Consider the following 15223-nt stretch of genomic DNA (forward strand, 5'->3'; position numbering starts at 1 on the left):
ATCAGCGCTTGGCGGAGTCCAGGCGTATATCCGCGGCCTGTTCGCGCAGTTTGAATTTCTGGATTTTTCCGGAAGGGGTGCGCGGCAAGGCCTGCAGCACTTCCAGGTATTCGGGCAGGTAGTTCTTGGTCAGGCGCTGTTGCAGGAGGAAGCTCACCACTTCTTCCAGGCTCAGGCTGGAGTAGCCGTCGTGCAGGGTCACATAGGCGCACAGACGCTCGCCCAGGCGTGGATCCGGGCAACCAACCAGCGCCACGGCGGAAATTGCCGGGTGCTTGTAGAGCAGGTTCTCGATCTCCACCACGGGGATGTTCTCGCCGCCGCGGATGACCACATCCTTGGTGCGTCCGGTGATGCGGATGTAGCCATGTTCGTCCATGCGTGCCAGGTCGCCGGTGGCAAACCAGCCATGGTCATCCACGCCATAAAGTTCGGGGCGCTTGAGATAGCCGACGAACACGCTGCCGCCGCGGGCCAACAAGTTGCCTTCAGTGCCGCGGGGAACTTCATTGCCGTGCTCGTCGACGACGCTCACCTCAATAAAAGGCAGGGCCAGGCCGTCGGTATGAATGGCGCGCTCGGCATCGTCGTGCAAGCGGGTCATGGTCACCGCGCCGCTCTCAGTCATGCCCCAGGCAGAAATGACCTTGGCATTTACCGCAGTGCTGGCTTTTTCCACCAGGGCGCTGGGGATAGGCGCCCCGGCGGCAACAAAAATACGCAGCGATGACAGTTCTTCGCGGTGCTCGGGGGCAATATCGATCAGATCGGCCAGGAATGGGGTCGACGCCATGGTGAAGGTCGGCCGCTCGGCTTTGATCACCTTGACCGCGAAGCGCGCGTCCCAGATGTCTTGCAGAACAGCCGTGCTCTTCAGGTAAATCGGCAGCATCAGGCCATAGAGGAAACCGGTCTGGTGCGCGATTGGCGAGGCCATGAAAACGATATCGTCAGGGCCCAGCTGCAAGCGCTCGGCATAGGGACGTACGTTGCTGAACAGGGTGTTGGAGGTGTGCAGTACACCCTTCGGCTCACCGGTAGTGCCGGAGGTGTATAGCAGCTGCACCACATCGTCACCGGCCAGGCGGCGTTCGGCAAACAACGCCTGAGTGTCGACCTCTTCCTCCCAGGCGCGTTGCAGCAGGACGTGCTCGAAGCAGTTGGCGCTGTCGTCGCCACCAATCACCAACACATGCTCAAGATCGGGCAGTTCGTCGCGCATCCCCTGCACCATCGCCGGGTAATTGAAGCCACGGAAACTGTGCGGGATCACCAGGACACGGCTCTGTGCGTGGCCGAGCATGAAGGCCAGTTCGCGCTCACGGAAAATCGGCATCAGCGGGTTGAGAATGGCGCCGATACGCACACAGGCCAGGTGCAGAGCTGTTAGCTGCCACCAGTTGGGCAGCTGGCAGGACACCACATCGGACTTGTTGACGCCCAGTGCGGCCAAACCTGCAGCCACGCGGGTCACCAGGCAATCCAGTTCGCGGTAGCTGAGGACGCGGCGTTCATCCTCGCTCACCCGGTAGGCAATCAGCGCTGCCGAGTCGGGAACGCTGGACAGCGCTTGATCGAGATAATCTGTAATGATCTTGTCATTAAATGCGCCCGACTCAAGCATGGCGGAACGTCGCTCGGGCTGCATGTTCGTCTTTATAGTCATATTTACCACCAGCTATTCGGAGTTTTATTCTTTTTTCCGGCGAAAGCTTTGGCTTTCCGATGGAGCTGAAGATACTCGCTAATTTTTTATTATGTCAACATGTTGTCTTTAATTTTTTATGTGGCTAGACTCGATCTCAGTGTTCGGCGCCGACTTCGGGTCATCTGGCCAGACGTCGGCATGCAACGATTCATGCGGCGTGCCGCAGTCAGACAGCAGTGGTGAATGTCATGCCCTACGACAATATTCTGGTTGAGCGTCATGAGAGCGTCGGTCTGATCCGGCTCAATCGACCCGCGATGCACAATGCTTTGAGCGACGCGCTAATGAATGAACTGGGCGAGGCGCTGCGTGCCTTCGAACGCGACGACGGCATTCGCGCCATGGTGATTACCGGTAACGAAAAGGCCTTCGCCGCGGGTGCCGATATCGTCGAGTTGCAGTTCAAGGGGTTCGCCGACGTTTATCTGGAGAACTTCGTGACGGCCAACTGGGAGGAGGTGACTCGCTGCCGCAAGCCGGTGATCGCCGCAGTGTCCGGGGTGGCTCTGGGCGGTGGTTGCGAGCTGGCGATGATGTGCGATCTGATCATTGCCGCCGACAGCGCCCGTTTTGGTCAGCCGGAAGTGAAAATCGGGACTTTGCCGGGCGCCGGTGGTACCCAGCGCCTGGCTCGTGCGGTGGGCAAGGCCAAAGCCATGGATCTGTGCCTGACCGGACGCATGATGGACGCGGCGGAAGCCGAGCGCAGTGGGCTGGTCAGCCGCGTGGTGCCGGCGGCGAGCCTGCTCGACGAAGCCCTGCAGATCGCCCGGCAGATAGCCGGGCAATCGTCGATCGCGGTCAAACTCAATAAAGAAGCGGTCGATCGCGCCTTTGAAACCACCTTGGCCGAGGGCGTGCATTTCGAGCGGCGCCTGCTGCACGCATGCTTCGCCAGCGAAGATCAAAAGGAAGGCATGCAGGCCTTCGTGCAGAAGCGAAAGCCCCTCTGGAAACACCGTTAAGCGATTTTTTACCCGGCCAAAACAACAATAAAAGCAGGCAAAAGTCCTGCAGGAGTTACCCGATGTCTTCTCCCGTGCAGTGGTCCCGTGAAGGGGCGATAGCTGTTGTGCGCATCGATAATCCGCCGGTCAATGCCCTTGGCCAAAGCGTGCGCGCGGGCCTGCTGGCAGCGTTCACCGCCGCCGAACAGGATCCGGACATCAAGCTGGTGCTGCTGTATTGCGCGGGTAGAACCTTTATTGCCGGTGCCGATATCCGCGAGTTTGGCAAACCGCCGCAAGCGCCGATCCTGCCGGACGTGACCCGATCTCTGGAAAGCTTCAACAAGCCGTCCCTGGCGGTACTGCATGGGTCGGTGTTGGGCGGCGGTCTTGAAGTGGCGCTGGCCTGTCATTACCGGATCATTCAGGACAGCGCCAAAGTCGGACTGCCAGAGGTCAAGCTCGGTTTGTTGCCGGGTGCCGGTGGTACCCAGCGTTTACCGCGCCTGGCCGGTGTGGCACTGGCACTGGAGATGATCGTCGGCGGAGAACCGATCAGCGCGGTCGAGGCCAGGCGTAGCGGTATCGTCGATGAGCTGTACGACGGCGAGCCGTTGGCCGCCGGCCTGGCTTACGCCGCGCAGTTACTGGCGCAAGGCGTGCAGCCGCGACGCAGTGGCCAGGCCACGGTGCCAGCAGCTGTCGGCAGCAGCAATGCCGAACTGCTGATGGCCAAGCGCGCAGAGGTGCAACGTAGTCAGCCCGGTTTGTTCTCGCCGCTGCGCTGTATTGCCGCCATCGAAGCGGCGACCACTCTGCCACTGAGCGATGGTCTGCAGCGCGAGCGTGCGCTGTTTCTCGAGTGCCTGGCGTCGCCACAGCGCGCCGCGCTGATCCACAAGTTTTTCGCGGAGCGTAAGGCGGCTAAAGTCGTCGATCCTGATGTGTCGGTTACCGTCGGCAATCGCATGGCCTTGCACTATATCCGCGAGGCCGGGTTGCTGGTGGAGGAGGGTGTCAGTGTGGCGCAGGTGGACGCTGCGTTGCGCGAGTTCGGCATGGCGACAGGCCCGTTCGCCATGCTCGACATGCTCGGCCTGAAGCTCGACGCGGTGGTTCGAAAACCGTCACTCGCGGTCAAGGTCGAGAGCGATCCACAGCGCCACTGGCAACGACCGATCTACGCATTGATCAATGAAGGCGCGCGGATTCTCGAAGAGGGCATCGCCCGACGCGCCAGTGATATCGATGTGATTTTCCTGACGGGCTTCGGCTTCCCGGCCCATCGTGGCGGGCCGATGTTCCTCGCCGATCAGATCGGCCTGCCAGCCGTCCTGCAGCATATTCGTGAGTTTCACCAGCATTACGGCGAGCACTGGAAACCGGCTCCACTGCTGGAGCGCCTGGTCGCCGAAGGCAAGACTTTCGCCGAGCAGGATCAGCAAGGCTGAACAGGCCGCTTGCGGCCGGCCAGCCTGATGCTGGCCCCACACCCATCGAGGACTTTGCATGGACATCAACTACACCCCGGCCGAACTCGAGTTTCGCGATGAAGTACGCAGCTTCCTCAGCGTGGCCGTACCTGACGACATTGCCGCCAAAGTGCGCCTGGGCAAGCATCTTGGAAAAGAAGACCATCTGCGCTGGCAACGGGTCCTGGCCAGGCGCGGCTGGTACGCCGCCAACTGGCCGGTAGAGCATGGTGGTACCGGCTGGAGCGTGGTGCAGCGGCACATCTTCGAGGAGGAGTGCGCCGCCTTCGGTGCGCCGCGGCTGATCTCCTTCGGTGTCAACATGGTTGCCCCGGTGATCATGAAATTCGGCAGCGAGGCACAAAAGGCCTGGTACCTGCCGCGCATCCTGTCGGGCGATGACTGGTGGTGCCAGGGTTACTCCGAGCCGGGAGCCGGCTCCGACCTCGCCAGCCTGAAGACCCGCGCCGTGCTTGACCGCGACCACTACGTGGTGAACGGCCAGAAAACCTGGACCACCCTCGGTCAGCACGCCAACATGATTTTCTGCCTGGTGCGCACCGACCCGCAAGCCCAGCAGCAGCGCGGTATTTCTTTCCTGTTGATCGATATGGCGACGCCAGGCATCACGGTGCGGCCGATCATCACCCTGGAGGGCGATCACGAAGTCAACGAAGTGTTCTTCGACAACGTGCGTGTGCCAATCGCCAATCTGGTGGGTGAAGAGAACAAGGGCTGGACCTGCGCCAAGTTCCTGTTGACCCATGAGCGCACCGGTCAGGCGGGCATCGCCCAGTCCAAGGCGGCGCTGGCGCAGCTGAAACGGGTCGCGACGCAGGAATTGCGTAACGGTCGCCCGCTGCTGGAAGACCCGCTGTTGCGCGTACAGATTGCCGAAGTGGAAATGCAGTTGATGGCCATCGAGATGAGCACCTTGCGCATCCTCGCGGCCGTTCAGGGGGGTGGTATGCCGGGGGCGCAAAGTTCGATCCTGAAGATCAAGGGCTCTGAAATTCGCCAGGCTATCAGCCACCTGCAGCGCAAAGTGCTGGGCGTGCATGCCCTGCCTTTCGCCGAGGAAGAACTGGACTACGGCTATCCCGGCGAGCTGTTGCACACCGACTACAGCGCCGCTGCGGCCGGCCAGTATTTCAACCTGCGCAAGCTGTCCATCTATGGCGGCTCCAACGAAATCCAGAAGAACATCATTGCCAAGATGATTCTTGAGCTCTAAGGAGGCACCCCGTGGACTTCAATCTCAGCGAAGAGCAGCAAATGCTGCAAGACACCGTGGCCCGTTTGGCGCGCGACAGTTACAGCTTTGAACAGCGTGAGCGGTTTTACCGCAGCGAGCTCGGGTTTAGCCGTGAGCTCTGGACCCAGCTCGGTGAGCTGGGTCTCAGCGCCGTGCCGTTGGCCGAGGAACACGGCGGCTTCGGCGGCAGTGGCGTGGACAGCATGCTGGTGATGACCGAACTGGGTCGCAACCTGTGCCTGGAACCCTGGCTGCAGTCACAAATTCACGCGGCCGGGCTGCTGCAGCAACTGGGTAACCCGACGCAACGAGCCGAGTGGTTGCCGCAAGTGGCCACGGGTGAGCTGCAGCTCGCGGTGGCTCTGGAAGAAAGCCAGAGCCATTATCAGCTGCACGATGTGCAGAGCCGTGCCGAAGCCGTTGACGGCGGATGGCGTTTGACCGGGCATAAGTGCGCGGTTATCGGCGGTCACAGCGCCGGGCTGATTCTGGTCTCGGCCCGTACCGCTGGCAGCGCTCTGGATGAGTCCGGCATCAGCCTGTTTCTGCTCGATCCGCAGGCTGCGGGTGTCCGCCGCCGTGATTACCCGTGCATCGATGGCCCACGCGCCTGCGACCTGTACCTGGACGGGGTCGTGCTTGGCCACGAACACCTGCTGGGTCCTGCCGGCCAGGCGCTGGGGGCATTGCGCTACCAGCAGGGCAGGGCGATTGCGGCGCAGTGCGCTGAGGCCATCGGCAATATGCAGGAAGCCTTCAGCCTTACCCTGGATTACCTGAAAACCCGTCAGCAGTTCAGCACCCCGATCGGTAAATTCCAGGCGCTGCAGCATCGCATGGCCGATATGCGCGGCGAGGTGGAGCTGGCGACCTCCATGGCCACTCTGGCTGCCTGTATCGCCGACGAGGCCGACAGCGAGGAGCGCAGTCGCCGTCTGGCAGCCGCCAAGTTCATCGTCACTCGCGCAGCCCGTTTCATTGCCGAACACGCCATCCAGCTGCACGGCGGCATCGGCATGACCTGGGAATACAACCTGGCCCACCATGCCAAGCGCCTGGTCATGCTCAGCCACCAGCTGGGCGATGACGACCATCATCTGCAGGCCTATGCCGATTTGTTGCACAGCGCCTGAACACACACTGCTTGCTACGGCCAGGCACTGCGCTGGCTGACTAATACAGGAACAGATCATGAAAGTACTGGTTACGGTAAAACGCGTGGTCGACTTCAACGTCAAGGTTCGCGTTAAAGCGGACAGCTCCGGCGTCGACCTCGCCAACGTCAAGATGTCGATGAACCCGTTCTGCGAAATCGCCGTGGAAGAAGCCGTGCGCCTGAAAGAACAAGGCGTGGCGACTGAAATCGTCGTGGTGTCGATCGGTCCGTCCACTGCTCAAGAGCAGCTGCGTACCGCCTTGGCGCTGGGGGCCGATCGGGCGATTCTGGTCGAAGCCAACGATGAGTTGAACTCCCTGGCCGTCGCCAAACTGCTCAAGGCGGTGGTCGACAAGGAACAGCCGCAACTGGTGATCCTCGGCAAACAAGCCATCGACAGCGACAACAACCAGACCGGCCAGATGCTGGCTGCACTGACCGGCTACGGTCAGGGCACCTTCGCCTCGAAAGTCGAAGTCAGCGGCGACAGCGTTGCCGTGACCCGCGAAATCGACGGCGGCGGGCAGACGGTTTCCCTGAAGCTGCCGGCCATCGTCACCACCGACCTGCGTTTGAACGAACCGCGCTACGCGGCCCTGCCAAACATCATGAAGGCCAAGAAGAAGCCTCTCGACGTGCTGACTGCGGATGCTTTGGGCGTTTCCACTGCCTCCACCACCAAGACCCTGAAAGTCGAAGCACCGGCTACCCGCAGCGCCGGTATCAAGGTCAAGTCGGTGGCTGAACTGGTCGAGAAACTGAAAAACGAAGCGAAGGTGATCTGAATGACTGTCCTGGTTATTGCTGACTTCTCAACCGACCAGCTGGCTCCGGCCACGCTGAACACCGTGGCTGCGGCCGCGAAAATCGGTGGCGACATCCACGTGCTGGTGGCTGGCCAGAATGTGGGCGCCGTGGCTGAAGCCGCGGCGAACATCGCTGGCGTGGCCAAAGTGCTGGTGGCCGACAACGCTGCCTATGCGAATCAGCTACCCGAGAACGTTGCCCCGTTAGTGGCAAGCCTGGTGATCGGGCAGCGCACGATTTACAGCCATGTCCTGGCCCCTGCCACCTCCAACGGCAAAAACATCCTGCCGCGCGTTGCCGCTGCGCTTGACGTTGACCAGATCTCCGAGATCATCTCGGTGCAAAGTGCTGACACCTTCAAGCGTCCGATCTATGCCGGTAACGCTATCGCTACCGTGCAATCTTCGGCTGCGATCAAAGTGATCACCGTGCGTGCCACCGGTTTCGACCCGGTCGCCGCTGAAGGCGGTTCGGCGGCTATTGAAGCGGTCGCGGCTGTTTACGACGCGGGCACTTCCAGCTTCGTCGGTGAAGAACTGGCCAAGTCCGATCGCCCCGAACTGACCGCTGCCAAAATCGTCGTTTCCGGCGGTCGCGGCATGCAGAACGGCGACAACTTCAAGCACCTGTACGCCCTGGCCGACAAGCTCGGCGCCGGCGTGGGTGCCTCGCGCGCCGCGGTCGACGCCGGTTTCGTCCCCAACGACATGCAGGTCGGCCAGACCGGCAAGATCGTCGCCCCGCAGCTGTACATCGCGGTCGGTATCTCCGGCGCGATCCAGCACCTGGCCGGCATGAAGGACTCCAAGGTGATCGTGGCGATCAACAAGGACGAAGAAGCACCGATCTTCCAGGTGGCCGATTACGGTCTGGTGGCTGATCTGTTCGAGGCTGTTCCCGAACTGGAACAAGCTCTCTGAGGAGTTCTTATGACTACGTTTAAAAAAATCGGTGTGATTGGTAGTGGGGCCATGGGTCGCGGCATCGCGCAGTTGTTCGCCAGCGCCGGGGTCGAGGTGCTGCTGCACGACAGCCGCGGCGAAGCTATCGAACAAGCCCTGTTGCAGAACCGTGACCTGCTGGAGCGTGCTGCGGCCAAGGGCAAGATCAGCGCCGAAGCACTGGCGGGCACCCTGGAGCGCATGCGTGCGGCGCACACTCTGCAGGAACTGGCCGGCTGCGACCTGCTGATCGAGGCCATTGTCGAGAATCTGGACGCCAAGCAGAACCTGTTCCGTGAACTGGAAAAACTGGTCGGCAGCGATGCAGTTCTGGCGAGCAACACCTCGTCGCTGTCGATCACCCGGATCGCCAGCGCCTGTGAACATCCGCAGCGGGTCGCCGGCTTTCACTTCTTCAACCCGGTCACGCTGATGAAGATCGTCGAGGTGGTGCGCGGTGAGCGTACCGACCCGCAGGTGATCGAGCGGCTGACGGCGCTGGCGCAGCACGCCGGACACTTCGCCGCGGTGACGCCGGATTCGCCCGGGTTTCTGGTTAATCATGCCGGCCGAGCCTACGGTCCGGAAGCGCTGCGCATCCTCGCCGAAGGGATTGCCACTCCAGCGCAGATAGACCGCATTCTCAAAGACTGCCTGGGCTTTCGCATGGGTCCGTTCGAGCTGTTCGATCTGGTCGGCCTGGACATTTCCCATGCGGTGATGGAGTCGATTCACCACCAGTTCTACCAGGATCCGCGCTACACCCCTTCAGCACTGGTGCCCACGCGTCTTGCCGCTGGCTTGCTGGGGCGCAAGACCGGGCAGGGCTTCTATCGCTACCAGGACGGCCGTGTGGTCGAGCAAACCCGGGTCGAGCTGCCACAGGTGGTTGTCGACCGGCCGTTCTGGCTGGACTGCCATGATGGTGCGATGCGCGACAAGGTCGCTACCGTGCTGGCGAGTGCCGGTGCGGTGCTGGAGCAGGGTGAACAGCCCAGCTCGAACGCTATCTGCCTGGTCACGCCGCTGGGTGAAGATGCCAGCAGCGTGATCGCCCGCAGGCAACTGCCAGTCGCCCGCACCCTGGCGCTGGAAACGTTTGCCGGTTTCGACCTGCGCCGGGTGCTGATGCGTCAGCCGGGGCTGGACCCCGCCGTGCTGGCACAGGCGCGACAGGCGTTGGGCGCGGATGGCGTGCCGGTGGAGGTGATCAACGACTCGCCCGGTTTCATCGCCCAGCGTGTGCTGGCCAGTATCGTCAACCTGGGCTGCGAAATCGCTCAGCGGCGTATCGTCGATCCCGCCACCCTGGATCGTGCGGTGCAGCTGGCGCTGGGTTACCCCCACGGCCCGCTGGGCTTCGGTGACCACTACGGGGCGCTGAAGATCGAGCAGATCCTGCACCAACTGCACACCCTCTATCAGGAACCGCGCTATCGCCTCAGCCCCTGGCTGCGTCGCCGCGTACAGCTCGGCCTGCCCCTGACCACTCCCGAGGAATAAGCATGACTGCCTACATTTACGATGGCCTGCGTTCGCCCTTTGGCCGCCACGCCGGCGTCCTCGCCAGTGTGCGCCCCGATGACCTGCTGGCCGCGGTGGTTCGCGCCCTGGTGGCGCGTAACCCGTTCGCCGCGCAAGAGTACGAAGACCTGATTGTCGGCTGCACCAACCAGGCCGGCGAGGATGCGCGCAACCTGGGGCGGCACGCGGCCTTGCTGGCGGGACTGCCACCGACGGTTGGCGGCCTGACCGTCAACCGCCTGTGTGGTTCGGGGCTGGCATCAGTGCTCGACGCCGCCCGTGCAGTGCGAGTCGGTGAAGGCGAGTTGTTTATTGCTGGCGGTGCGGAGAGCATGAGCCGTGCGCCCTTCGTGATCGCCAAGGCGCAGAGTGCTTACTCGCGGGATTTCCACGCCTTCGACAGCACCATCGGTGCGCGCTTCCCCAATCCGCGGGTGGAAGCCGAATTCGGTGCCGATTCGATGCCGCAGACCGCCGATAACGTCGCCCGCGAGCTGGGTATCAGTCGCGAGCAAGCCGATACCTATGCGGCGCGCAGCCAGGCACTGTTCGAGGCGGCGGTGCAGGACGGTTTCCATGCCGGCGAAATCCTGCCCATCGAAGTGCCGCAAGGCCGCAAGCAACCGCCCAATGTGGTCGAGCGCGATGAACATCCGCGCCCCGAGAGCGATTTCGCCAGCTTGTCGCGCCTGCGCCCGTTATTCGAGGGCGGCGTGGTCACCGCCGGCAATGCCTCGGGGGTGAACGACGGTGCGGCCGCGCTGCTGATTGGCTCGCAGGCCATTGGCGAGCGGTACGGGCTGAAACCACGCGCGCGAATCCTCGCCGGTGCCATCGCCGGCGTCGAGCCGCGCCTGATGGGTCTCGGCCCGGTGCCGGCGATTGCCAAGGCACTGCAACGCGCCAGGCTGAGCCTGGCCGACATGGATCTGATCGAAATCAACGAGGCCTTTGCCGCGCAGGTGCTCGGCTGTGCCAAACAGCTCGGCCTGGCCTTCGATGATCCGCGCCTGAACCCCAATGGCGGGGCCATTGCGATTGGCCATCCCCTGGGTGCCTCGGGTGCGCGCCTGGCTTACAGCGCGGTGCGCCAGCTTGAGCGCCGCGGCGGCCGATATGCGCTGGTCAGCCTGTGCATCGGCCTCGGCCAGGGCATCGCCTGCGTCATCGAACGCCTCGACTGAATAAAGCATTCACCCCACCTGAATCTGGAGAAAATACCCATGGCCAACAAGGCAAGCTTCAACTGGATCGACCCGCTGCTGCTCGATCAGCAACTGACTGAAACGGAGCGCATGGTCCGCGACAGCGCCCAACAGTTCGCCGCCGACAAGCTGGCGCCACGTGTGCTCGAAGCCTTTCGCCATGAGCGGACCGATCCGGCGATCTTCCGCGAGATGGGCGACACCGGCCTGCTTGGCGTGACCATTCCCGAAGCCTACGGCGGCAGCGGCCTGAACAATGTGTGCTACGGCCTGATCGCCCGTGAAGTGGAACGTGTCGACTCCGGTTACCGCTCGATGATGAGTGTGCAGTCGTCGCTGGTGATGGTGCCGATCAACGAGTTCGGCAACGAAGCCACCAAGCAGAAATACCTTCCCAGGCTGGCCAGCGGCGAATACATCGGCTGCTTTGGTCTGACCGAACCAGACCATGGCTCCGACCCGGGCTCGATGATTAGCCGGGCGAAAAAGGTCGACGGCGGCTACCGCCTGACCGGCGCCAAGATGTGGATCACCAACAGCCCGATCGCCGACGTGTTTGTGGTCTGGGCGAAAGACGATGCCGGCGAGATTCGCGGCTTCGTCCTGGAAAAAGGCTGGCAGGGCCTGAGTGCTCCGACCATCCACGGCAAGGTCGGCCTGCGTGCGTCGATCACCGGCGAAATCGTCATGGACAACGTGTTCTGCCCGGAAGAAAACGCCTTCCCGGACGTGCGCGGCCTGAAAGGTCCGTTCACCTGCCTCAACTCCGCCCGTTACGGCATCAGCTGGGGAGCCCTGGGTGCCGCTGAAGATTGCTGGCACACCGCACGCCAGTACTGCCTGGATCGCAAACAGTTCGGCCGCCCCTTGGCACAGACCCAACTGATCCAGAAAAAACTGGCCGACATGCAGACCGAGATCACCCTGGCCTTGCAGGGCTGCCTGCGCCTGGGGCGGATGAAGGACGAAGGCACGGCAGCGGTGGAAATAACCTCGATCATGAAGCGCAACAGCTGCGGCAAGTCGCTGGATATCGCCCGTCTGGCCCGCGACATGCTCGGCGGCAACGGCATCAGCGACGAGTTTGGCGTAGCCCGTCACCTGGTAAACCTGGAAGTGGTCAACACCTACGAAGGCACCCACGACGTCCACGCGCTGATCCTTGGCCGTGCTCAGACCGGCCTGCAAGCGTTCTTTTAAGCGCACGCGGAACCGGCAAGCGAATGGGGGGGCTTCAACAGACTGTTGCTGCCCCCCTCGTGGTTTTTTGCATCGCTAACGCTGACGATTGTGGCCAATCAGACGGGCACGAATCTCCAGCAGTTTGTCGAGGTCACTATTAGCGGCTTGGGAGCGAGGAGATCAATGGCTCATGTGTCGAGTCACGGCGAAGCGGTTGAGAAATCCATGGGTTATAAAAACCAGTATCAGGGTCAGGACTACCGAGATCGACACGGAGGTAAACCTATAAAAGATATCGAACATGATGTCATGGGACGGCGTCAGGTATTGCCCGAACAGAATCGCCAGCGTGGTGATGGCGCCAAAGCCTATTCCCGGCACGCCTTTTTCCATCGAATGCCAACGGGCGCAGACCATCAAGGCCACCCAGAACATCAATACAACCAAGGGTAAAATGTCATGATGGTTGTAGAGCAACAACTGCATGACAAGGCCCACGGCGCAGCCTATCAGCGTGCCTATGGCACGAATGCGTCCGGCGAAATGCGCGCCTTTCCAGTGCATGGGAAACAGGATCAGGATGCTTGCCACTTGCGCGGACAATGAATCTTTCAAGTCCATGCATTGGAATGCGACAAACGAGGCGGTAGCGACTGTTGCGCCAAGCAGGGCTTCATGGCGCTGGCTGGGCAGGTCTTTTTCTGTCGGTTGTCTGGGACTGCGCGCAGTGACATCCGGGAACAGGTAAAACATCAGCCCGGCGATCGCCGCAGAGAGCCATATCGCTGCGCCATTGCACCAGAGCAAATCGATGACATCGGTTTGCGGATAGCTGGAAAAATGCAGCAGAATCGAGAGAAACACCGCGCTCAGAGCACTGAAGAAAAACAGCGGCCCTTTCGCCATCAGCGCGAAGCGGTACAGGAATAACAGGAACACCACAGGCACCGCCAACGCCGGTCGGTCACCAAAGAGCCCATAAAGCACCCCGACCTCCAGGCTGACCACCACGCCCTGTGCCAGGAACTGGCGGACCAGATGGGCATTCAGGGTTGGAACCAGGCCAAGGATCAACATCGGGTAAACGCAAAAGAAAGCGCCGTACTCCAGATTGAAAACCTTGCAGATCAACAGCCCCAGCGAACCACCGCCGGCAATGCGCAGGCATTGACGCAGATCGTTTTCGCTCAGGCGATGCGCTGCGCCATGCTCAGTAGACATAGTGGATGAGACTGACGAGGCGGATTTGCAGCGCACCCATCATGCGCGCCACAAGGTTATCGCTGGAAAAGAGCTGCACGGTGGCCTTCGCGCCAGAGGGTAACGAGGGCGGAAGATCAGTATTGAATACCAGGTGGATTCGTTGGCGCTGCGCATCCCTTACCCAGCGATCCGATTGCGCAGGTGCGGCAAGGTCGCCGTTTGCGTCGATCTGTCCTTCCTTCACCCCCGACTCCAGGTTGCTGACTTTCGCAGGGAAAATCTCCCCCGGCCGGGCATCGAACACGACTGAGGCGGTTGTGCCGGGCTGCGCATAGCGCAAGGCCTTTTCTCTGAAGTCGGCAGTGACATCGGCATTGTCTTCCACCAACGCCATGACAGCTGCGCCGGCCTGAAGGTACGCACCAGGGCTAAGCTGCAGATTGCCAACCACGCCCGCACGTTCAGCCCGGACTTCGCTGTACTCCAGTTGCAGCCGGGCCTGTTCCAGCGCGTTATGCGCCTGACGGACGTGAACATTGTTGTCGCCGGGGCCACCCCGGCGTGCGGTGATTTCAGCAATGGTGCTGGACGCGGACCGTACTTGCGCCTGAGCAATAATCAGGTTGGCGTTGATTTGATCGCGCAACTGCGTGGAGACGAAGTGCTTGTCATGCAAGGTTCGCATGCGACCCGCCTGGGCTGCCAATTCCTGAACTTTAGCCTTGGCTGCTGACAGGTCCGCCTGGGCTGCGCCGAGAGTCGCATCACGCTCCGAGTAATCCTGGCGAGCGCGCTCGATCATCAATTGCGCTTCCTTGACCTCTAAAGAAAAGGGCCGCGGATCCAGCCGGAACAGCAGCTGCCCGGCCTCGACATGCTGATTGTTGACCACGGTCACTTCGATGACTTGTCCGGATACGCGAGGTGCAATACGAACCACGGAACGGGTTAATTGTGCTTGGGGTGTGAGCGGCATGTAGAGGTCTGCTACCAGGAAATAGACGAACAGGCCGGTCAATATAAAAATGGCGAAACGGACGTGGCGGGCAAATCGTTGGTCAGGGGTCATGGCAACTTACATAAAGCGTTCATGGGCAATCCGCTGGTTGTTGTCGATCCAGTCTTGTTTGATCGTCGTCTTGATTCAAGTGCGCCCAGCGGCCGGGAGACAATCAAAGGCATGCACAGGAAAGGATGGTGGGGCTTGGCGACAGATGTTACCCAGCGCAGGCAAAACAGGCGCATTTAAAAATGTGATAGTCCCAATTCATGCAAGAAATAGTCTGTGGCGCGGACATCTACCTATCTTTTAAGAGCAGCCGAATACTGTGGCGAGGGAGCTTGCTCCCGCTGGGCTGCGCAGCAGCCCCAATAAGGCTACTGCGGTCTTTCAGAAAGCACTCAGCGGCTGCTGCGCCCGAGCGCGGACCGGCCCGCGGGAGCAAGTTCGGTGTGTACACATCTTTTTTGTTCTGACTTGTCGATCTGATCGGATATGTGCATTTATAAAATGCTCAGGCACCCTGTTGTTTCAACCCTTCTACCCTTATCGGCTCGACCGGCTCGGGCGGTGCACCGCGTCGCGTTACGTGGCTGATGCCCATGATCACCAACGGCGTGAAAAGGGCGATATAGGCATTGTCGATGCCCCACGGATTGCCTGCCAGGAACCAGCCGACAGTCGCCACCAGGGAGGCGATAATGCTCAAGAACGCGGCGGTCGCGGTGCCGAATTTCGGGGCGTAGAACACCATCAGCACCAGCACCGCCAGGGAGGCGCGCAGGGCTTTGCCGAGGAAGGCGATCATCAGCACTTTGTCGGA

General features: G+C 61.4%; 12 protein-coding genes and 1 pseudogene. 9 read left to right on the forward strand and 4 right to left on the reverse strand.

Features of this window, described 5'->3' with window-relative positions; genetic code table 11:
* Position 1: 1 nt before the first annotated feature.
* Complete coding sequence (locus tag AC3IUA_RS13115; protein ID WP_489361471.1) at positions 2 to 1666, reverse strand: AMP-binding protein; 1665 nt, start codon at positions 1664 to 1666, stop codon at positions 2 to 4.
* A gap of 230 nt (positions 1667 to 1896) precedes the next feature.
* Between AC3IUA_RS13115 and AC3IUA_RS13120 the strand changes: the two genes are divergently transcribed.
* The 9 genes from AC3IUA_RS13120 to AC3IUA_RS13160 all read left to right on the forward strand — a co-directional run bounded on the left by AC3IUA_RS13120 (position 1897) and on the right by AC3IUA_RS13160 (position 12215).
* Positions 1897 to 2673: an enoyl-CoA hydratase gene (locus AC3IUA_RS13120; RefSeq protein ID WP_489361473.1), complete on the forward strand. Its 777-nt coding sequence runs from the start codon at positions 1897 to 1899 to the stop codon at positions 2671 to 2673.
* Between the two features lie 62 nt (positions 2674 to 2735).
* On the forward strand, positions 2736 to 4106 hold the full coding sequence (locus AC3IUA_RS13125) for an enoyl-CoA hydratase-related protein (protein ID WP_489361475.1): 1371 nt from the start codon (positions 2736 to 2738) through the stop codon (positions 4104 to 4106).
* A gap of 58 nt (positions 4107 to 4164) precedes the next feature.
* Positions 4165 to 5361: an acyl-CoA dehydrogenase family protein gene (locus AC3IUA_RS13130; RefSeq protein WP_489361476.1), complete on the forward strand. Its 1197-nt coding sequence runs from the start codon at positions 4165 to 4167 to the stop codon at positions 5359 to 5361.
* A gap of 11 nt (positions 5362 to 5372) precedes the next feature.
* On the forward strand, positions 5373 to 6515 hold the full coding sequence (locus AC3IUA_RS13135) for an acyl-CoA dehydrogenase family protein (protein WP_489361478.1): 1143 nt from the start codon (positions 5373 to 5375) through the stop codon (positions 6513 to 6515).
* A 58-nt stretch (positions 6516 to 6573) separates the two neighbouring features.
* Positions 6574 to 7323: an electron transfer flavoprotein subunit beta/FixA family protein gene (locus AC3IUA_RS13140; RefSeq protein ID WP_489361480.1), complete on the forward strand. Its 750-nt coding sequence runs from the start codon at positions 6574 to 6576 to the stop codon at positions 7321 to 7323.
* On the forward strand, positions 7324 to 8265 hold the full coding sequence (locus tag AC3IUA_RS13145) for an electron transfer flavoprotein subunit alpha/FixB family protein (RefSeq protein WP_489361482.1): 942 nt from the start codon (positions 7324 to 7326) through the stop codon (positions 8263 to 8265). It abuts the gene before it with no gap.
* A 9-nt stretch (positions 8266 to 8274) separates the two neighbouring features.
* On the forward strand, positions 8275 to 9789 hold the full coding sequence (locus AC3IUA_RS13150; RefSeq protein ID WP_489361484.1) for a 3-hydroxyacyl-CoA dehydrogenase: 1515 nt from the start codon (positions 8275 to 8277) through the stop codon (positions 9787 to 9789).
* Between the two features lie 2 nt (positions 9790 to 9791).
* Positions 9792 to 10994 carry a 3-oxoadipyl-CoA thiolase gene (locus tag AC3IUA_RS13155; RefSeq protein ID WP_489361486.1) on the forward strand — a complete coding sequence of 401 codons (1203 nt, stop codon included), beginning with the start codon at positions 9792 to 9794 and terminating at the stop codon, positions 10992 to 10994.
* Between the two features lie 39 nt (positions 10995 to 11033).
* The gene (locus AC3IUA_RS13160) at positions 11034 to 12215 is read left to right on the forward strand and encodes an acyl-CoA dehydrogenase (RefSeq protein ID WP_489361488.1); all 1182 of its coding nucleotides are present in this window, start codon (positions 11034 to 11036) and stop codon (positions 12213 to 12215) included.
* A gap of 162 nt (positions 12216 to 12377) precedes the next feature.
* On the opposite strand, the gene AC3IUA_RS13165 is transcribed toward AC3IUA_RS13160, so the two are convergent.
* The 3 genes and pseudogenes from AC3IUA_RS13165 to AC3IUA_RS13175 all read right to left on the reverse strand — a co-directional run.
* Positions 12378 to 13418 (reverse strand): DUF2955 domain-containing protein, encoded by a 1041-nt coding sequence (locus tag AC3IUA_RS13165; RefSeq protein ID WP_489361490.1) that lies wholly within the window; start codon positions 13416 to 13418, stop codon positions 12378 to 12380.
* The gene (locus AC3IUA_RS13170; protein WP_489361492.1) at positions 13408 to 14469 is read right to left on the reverse strand and encodes an HlyD family secretion protein; all 1062 of its coding nucleotides are present in this window, start codon (positions 14467 to 14469) and stop codon (positions 13408 to 13410) included. The genes AC3IUA_RS13165 and AC3IUA_RS13170 overlap by 11 nt, the downstream gene beginning before the upstream one ends.
* Positions 14470 to 14914: 445 nt before the next feature.
* Positions 14915 to 15223, reverse strand: a pseudogene (locus AC3IUA_RS13175) (sodium:solute symporter family protein); the annotation flags it as partial.

It is taken from the genome of Pseudomonas sp. KH_050 (assembly GCF_057838875.1).

Coding starts and splice junctions, on each gene's coding strand:
- AC3IUA_RS13170 (WP_489361492.1), bottom strand. CDS start 14,469: ATGACCCCTGACCAACGATTTGCCCGCCACGTCCGTTTCGCCATTTTT.
- AC3IUA_RS13115 (WP_489361471.1), bottom strand. CDS start 1,666: ATGACTATAAAGACGAACATGCAGCCCGAGCGACGTTCCGCCATGCTT.
- AC3IUA_RS13155 (WP_489361486.1), top strand. CDS start 9,792: ATGACTGCCTACATTTACGATGGCCTGCGTTCGCCCTTTGGCCGCCAC.
- AC3IUA_RS13140 (WP_489361480.1), top strand. CDS start 6,574: ATGAAAGTACTGGTTACGGTAAAACGCGTGGTCGACTTCAACGTCAAG.
- AC3IUA_RS13130 (WP_489361476.1), top strand. CDS start 4,165: ATGGACATCAACTACACCCCGGCCGAACTCGAGTTTCGCGATGAAGTA.
- AC3IUA_RS13150 (WP_489361484.1), top strand. CDS start 8,275: ATGACTACGTTTAAAAAAATCGGTGTGATTGGTAGTGGGGCCATGGGT.
- AC3IUA_RS13160 (WP_489361488.1), top strand. CDS start 11,034: ATGGCCAACAAGGCAAGCTTCAACTGGATCGACCCGCTGCTGCTCGAT.
- AC3IUA_RS13125 (WP_489361475.1), top strand. CDS start 2,736: ATGTCTTCTCCCGTGCAGTGGTCCCGTGAAGGGGCGATAGCTGTTGTG.
- AC3IUA_RS13120 (WP_489361473.1), top strand. CDS start 1,897: ATGCCCTACGACAATATTCTGGTTGAGCGTCATGAGAGCGTCGGTCTG.
- AC3IUA_RS13165 (WP_489361490.1), bottom strand. CDS start 13,418: ATGTCTACTGAGCATGGCGCAGCGCATCGCCTGAGCGAAAACGATCTG.
- AC3IUA_RS13145 (WP_489361482.1), top strand. CDS start 7,324: ATGACTGTCCTGGTTATTGCTGACTTCTCAACCGACCAGCTGGCTCCG.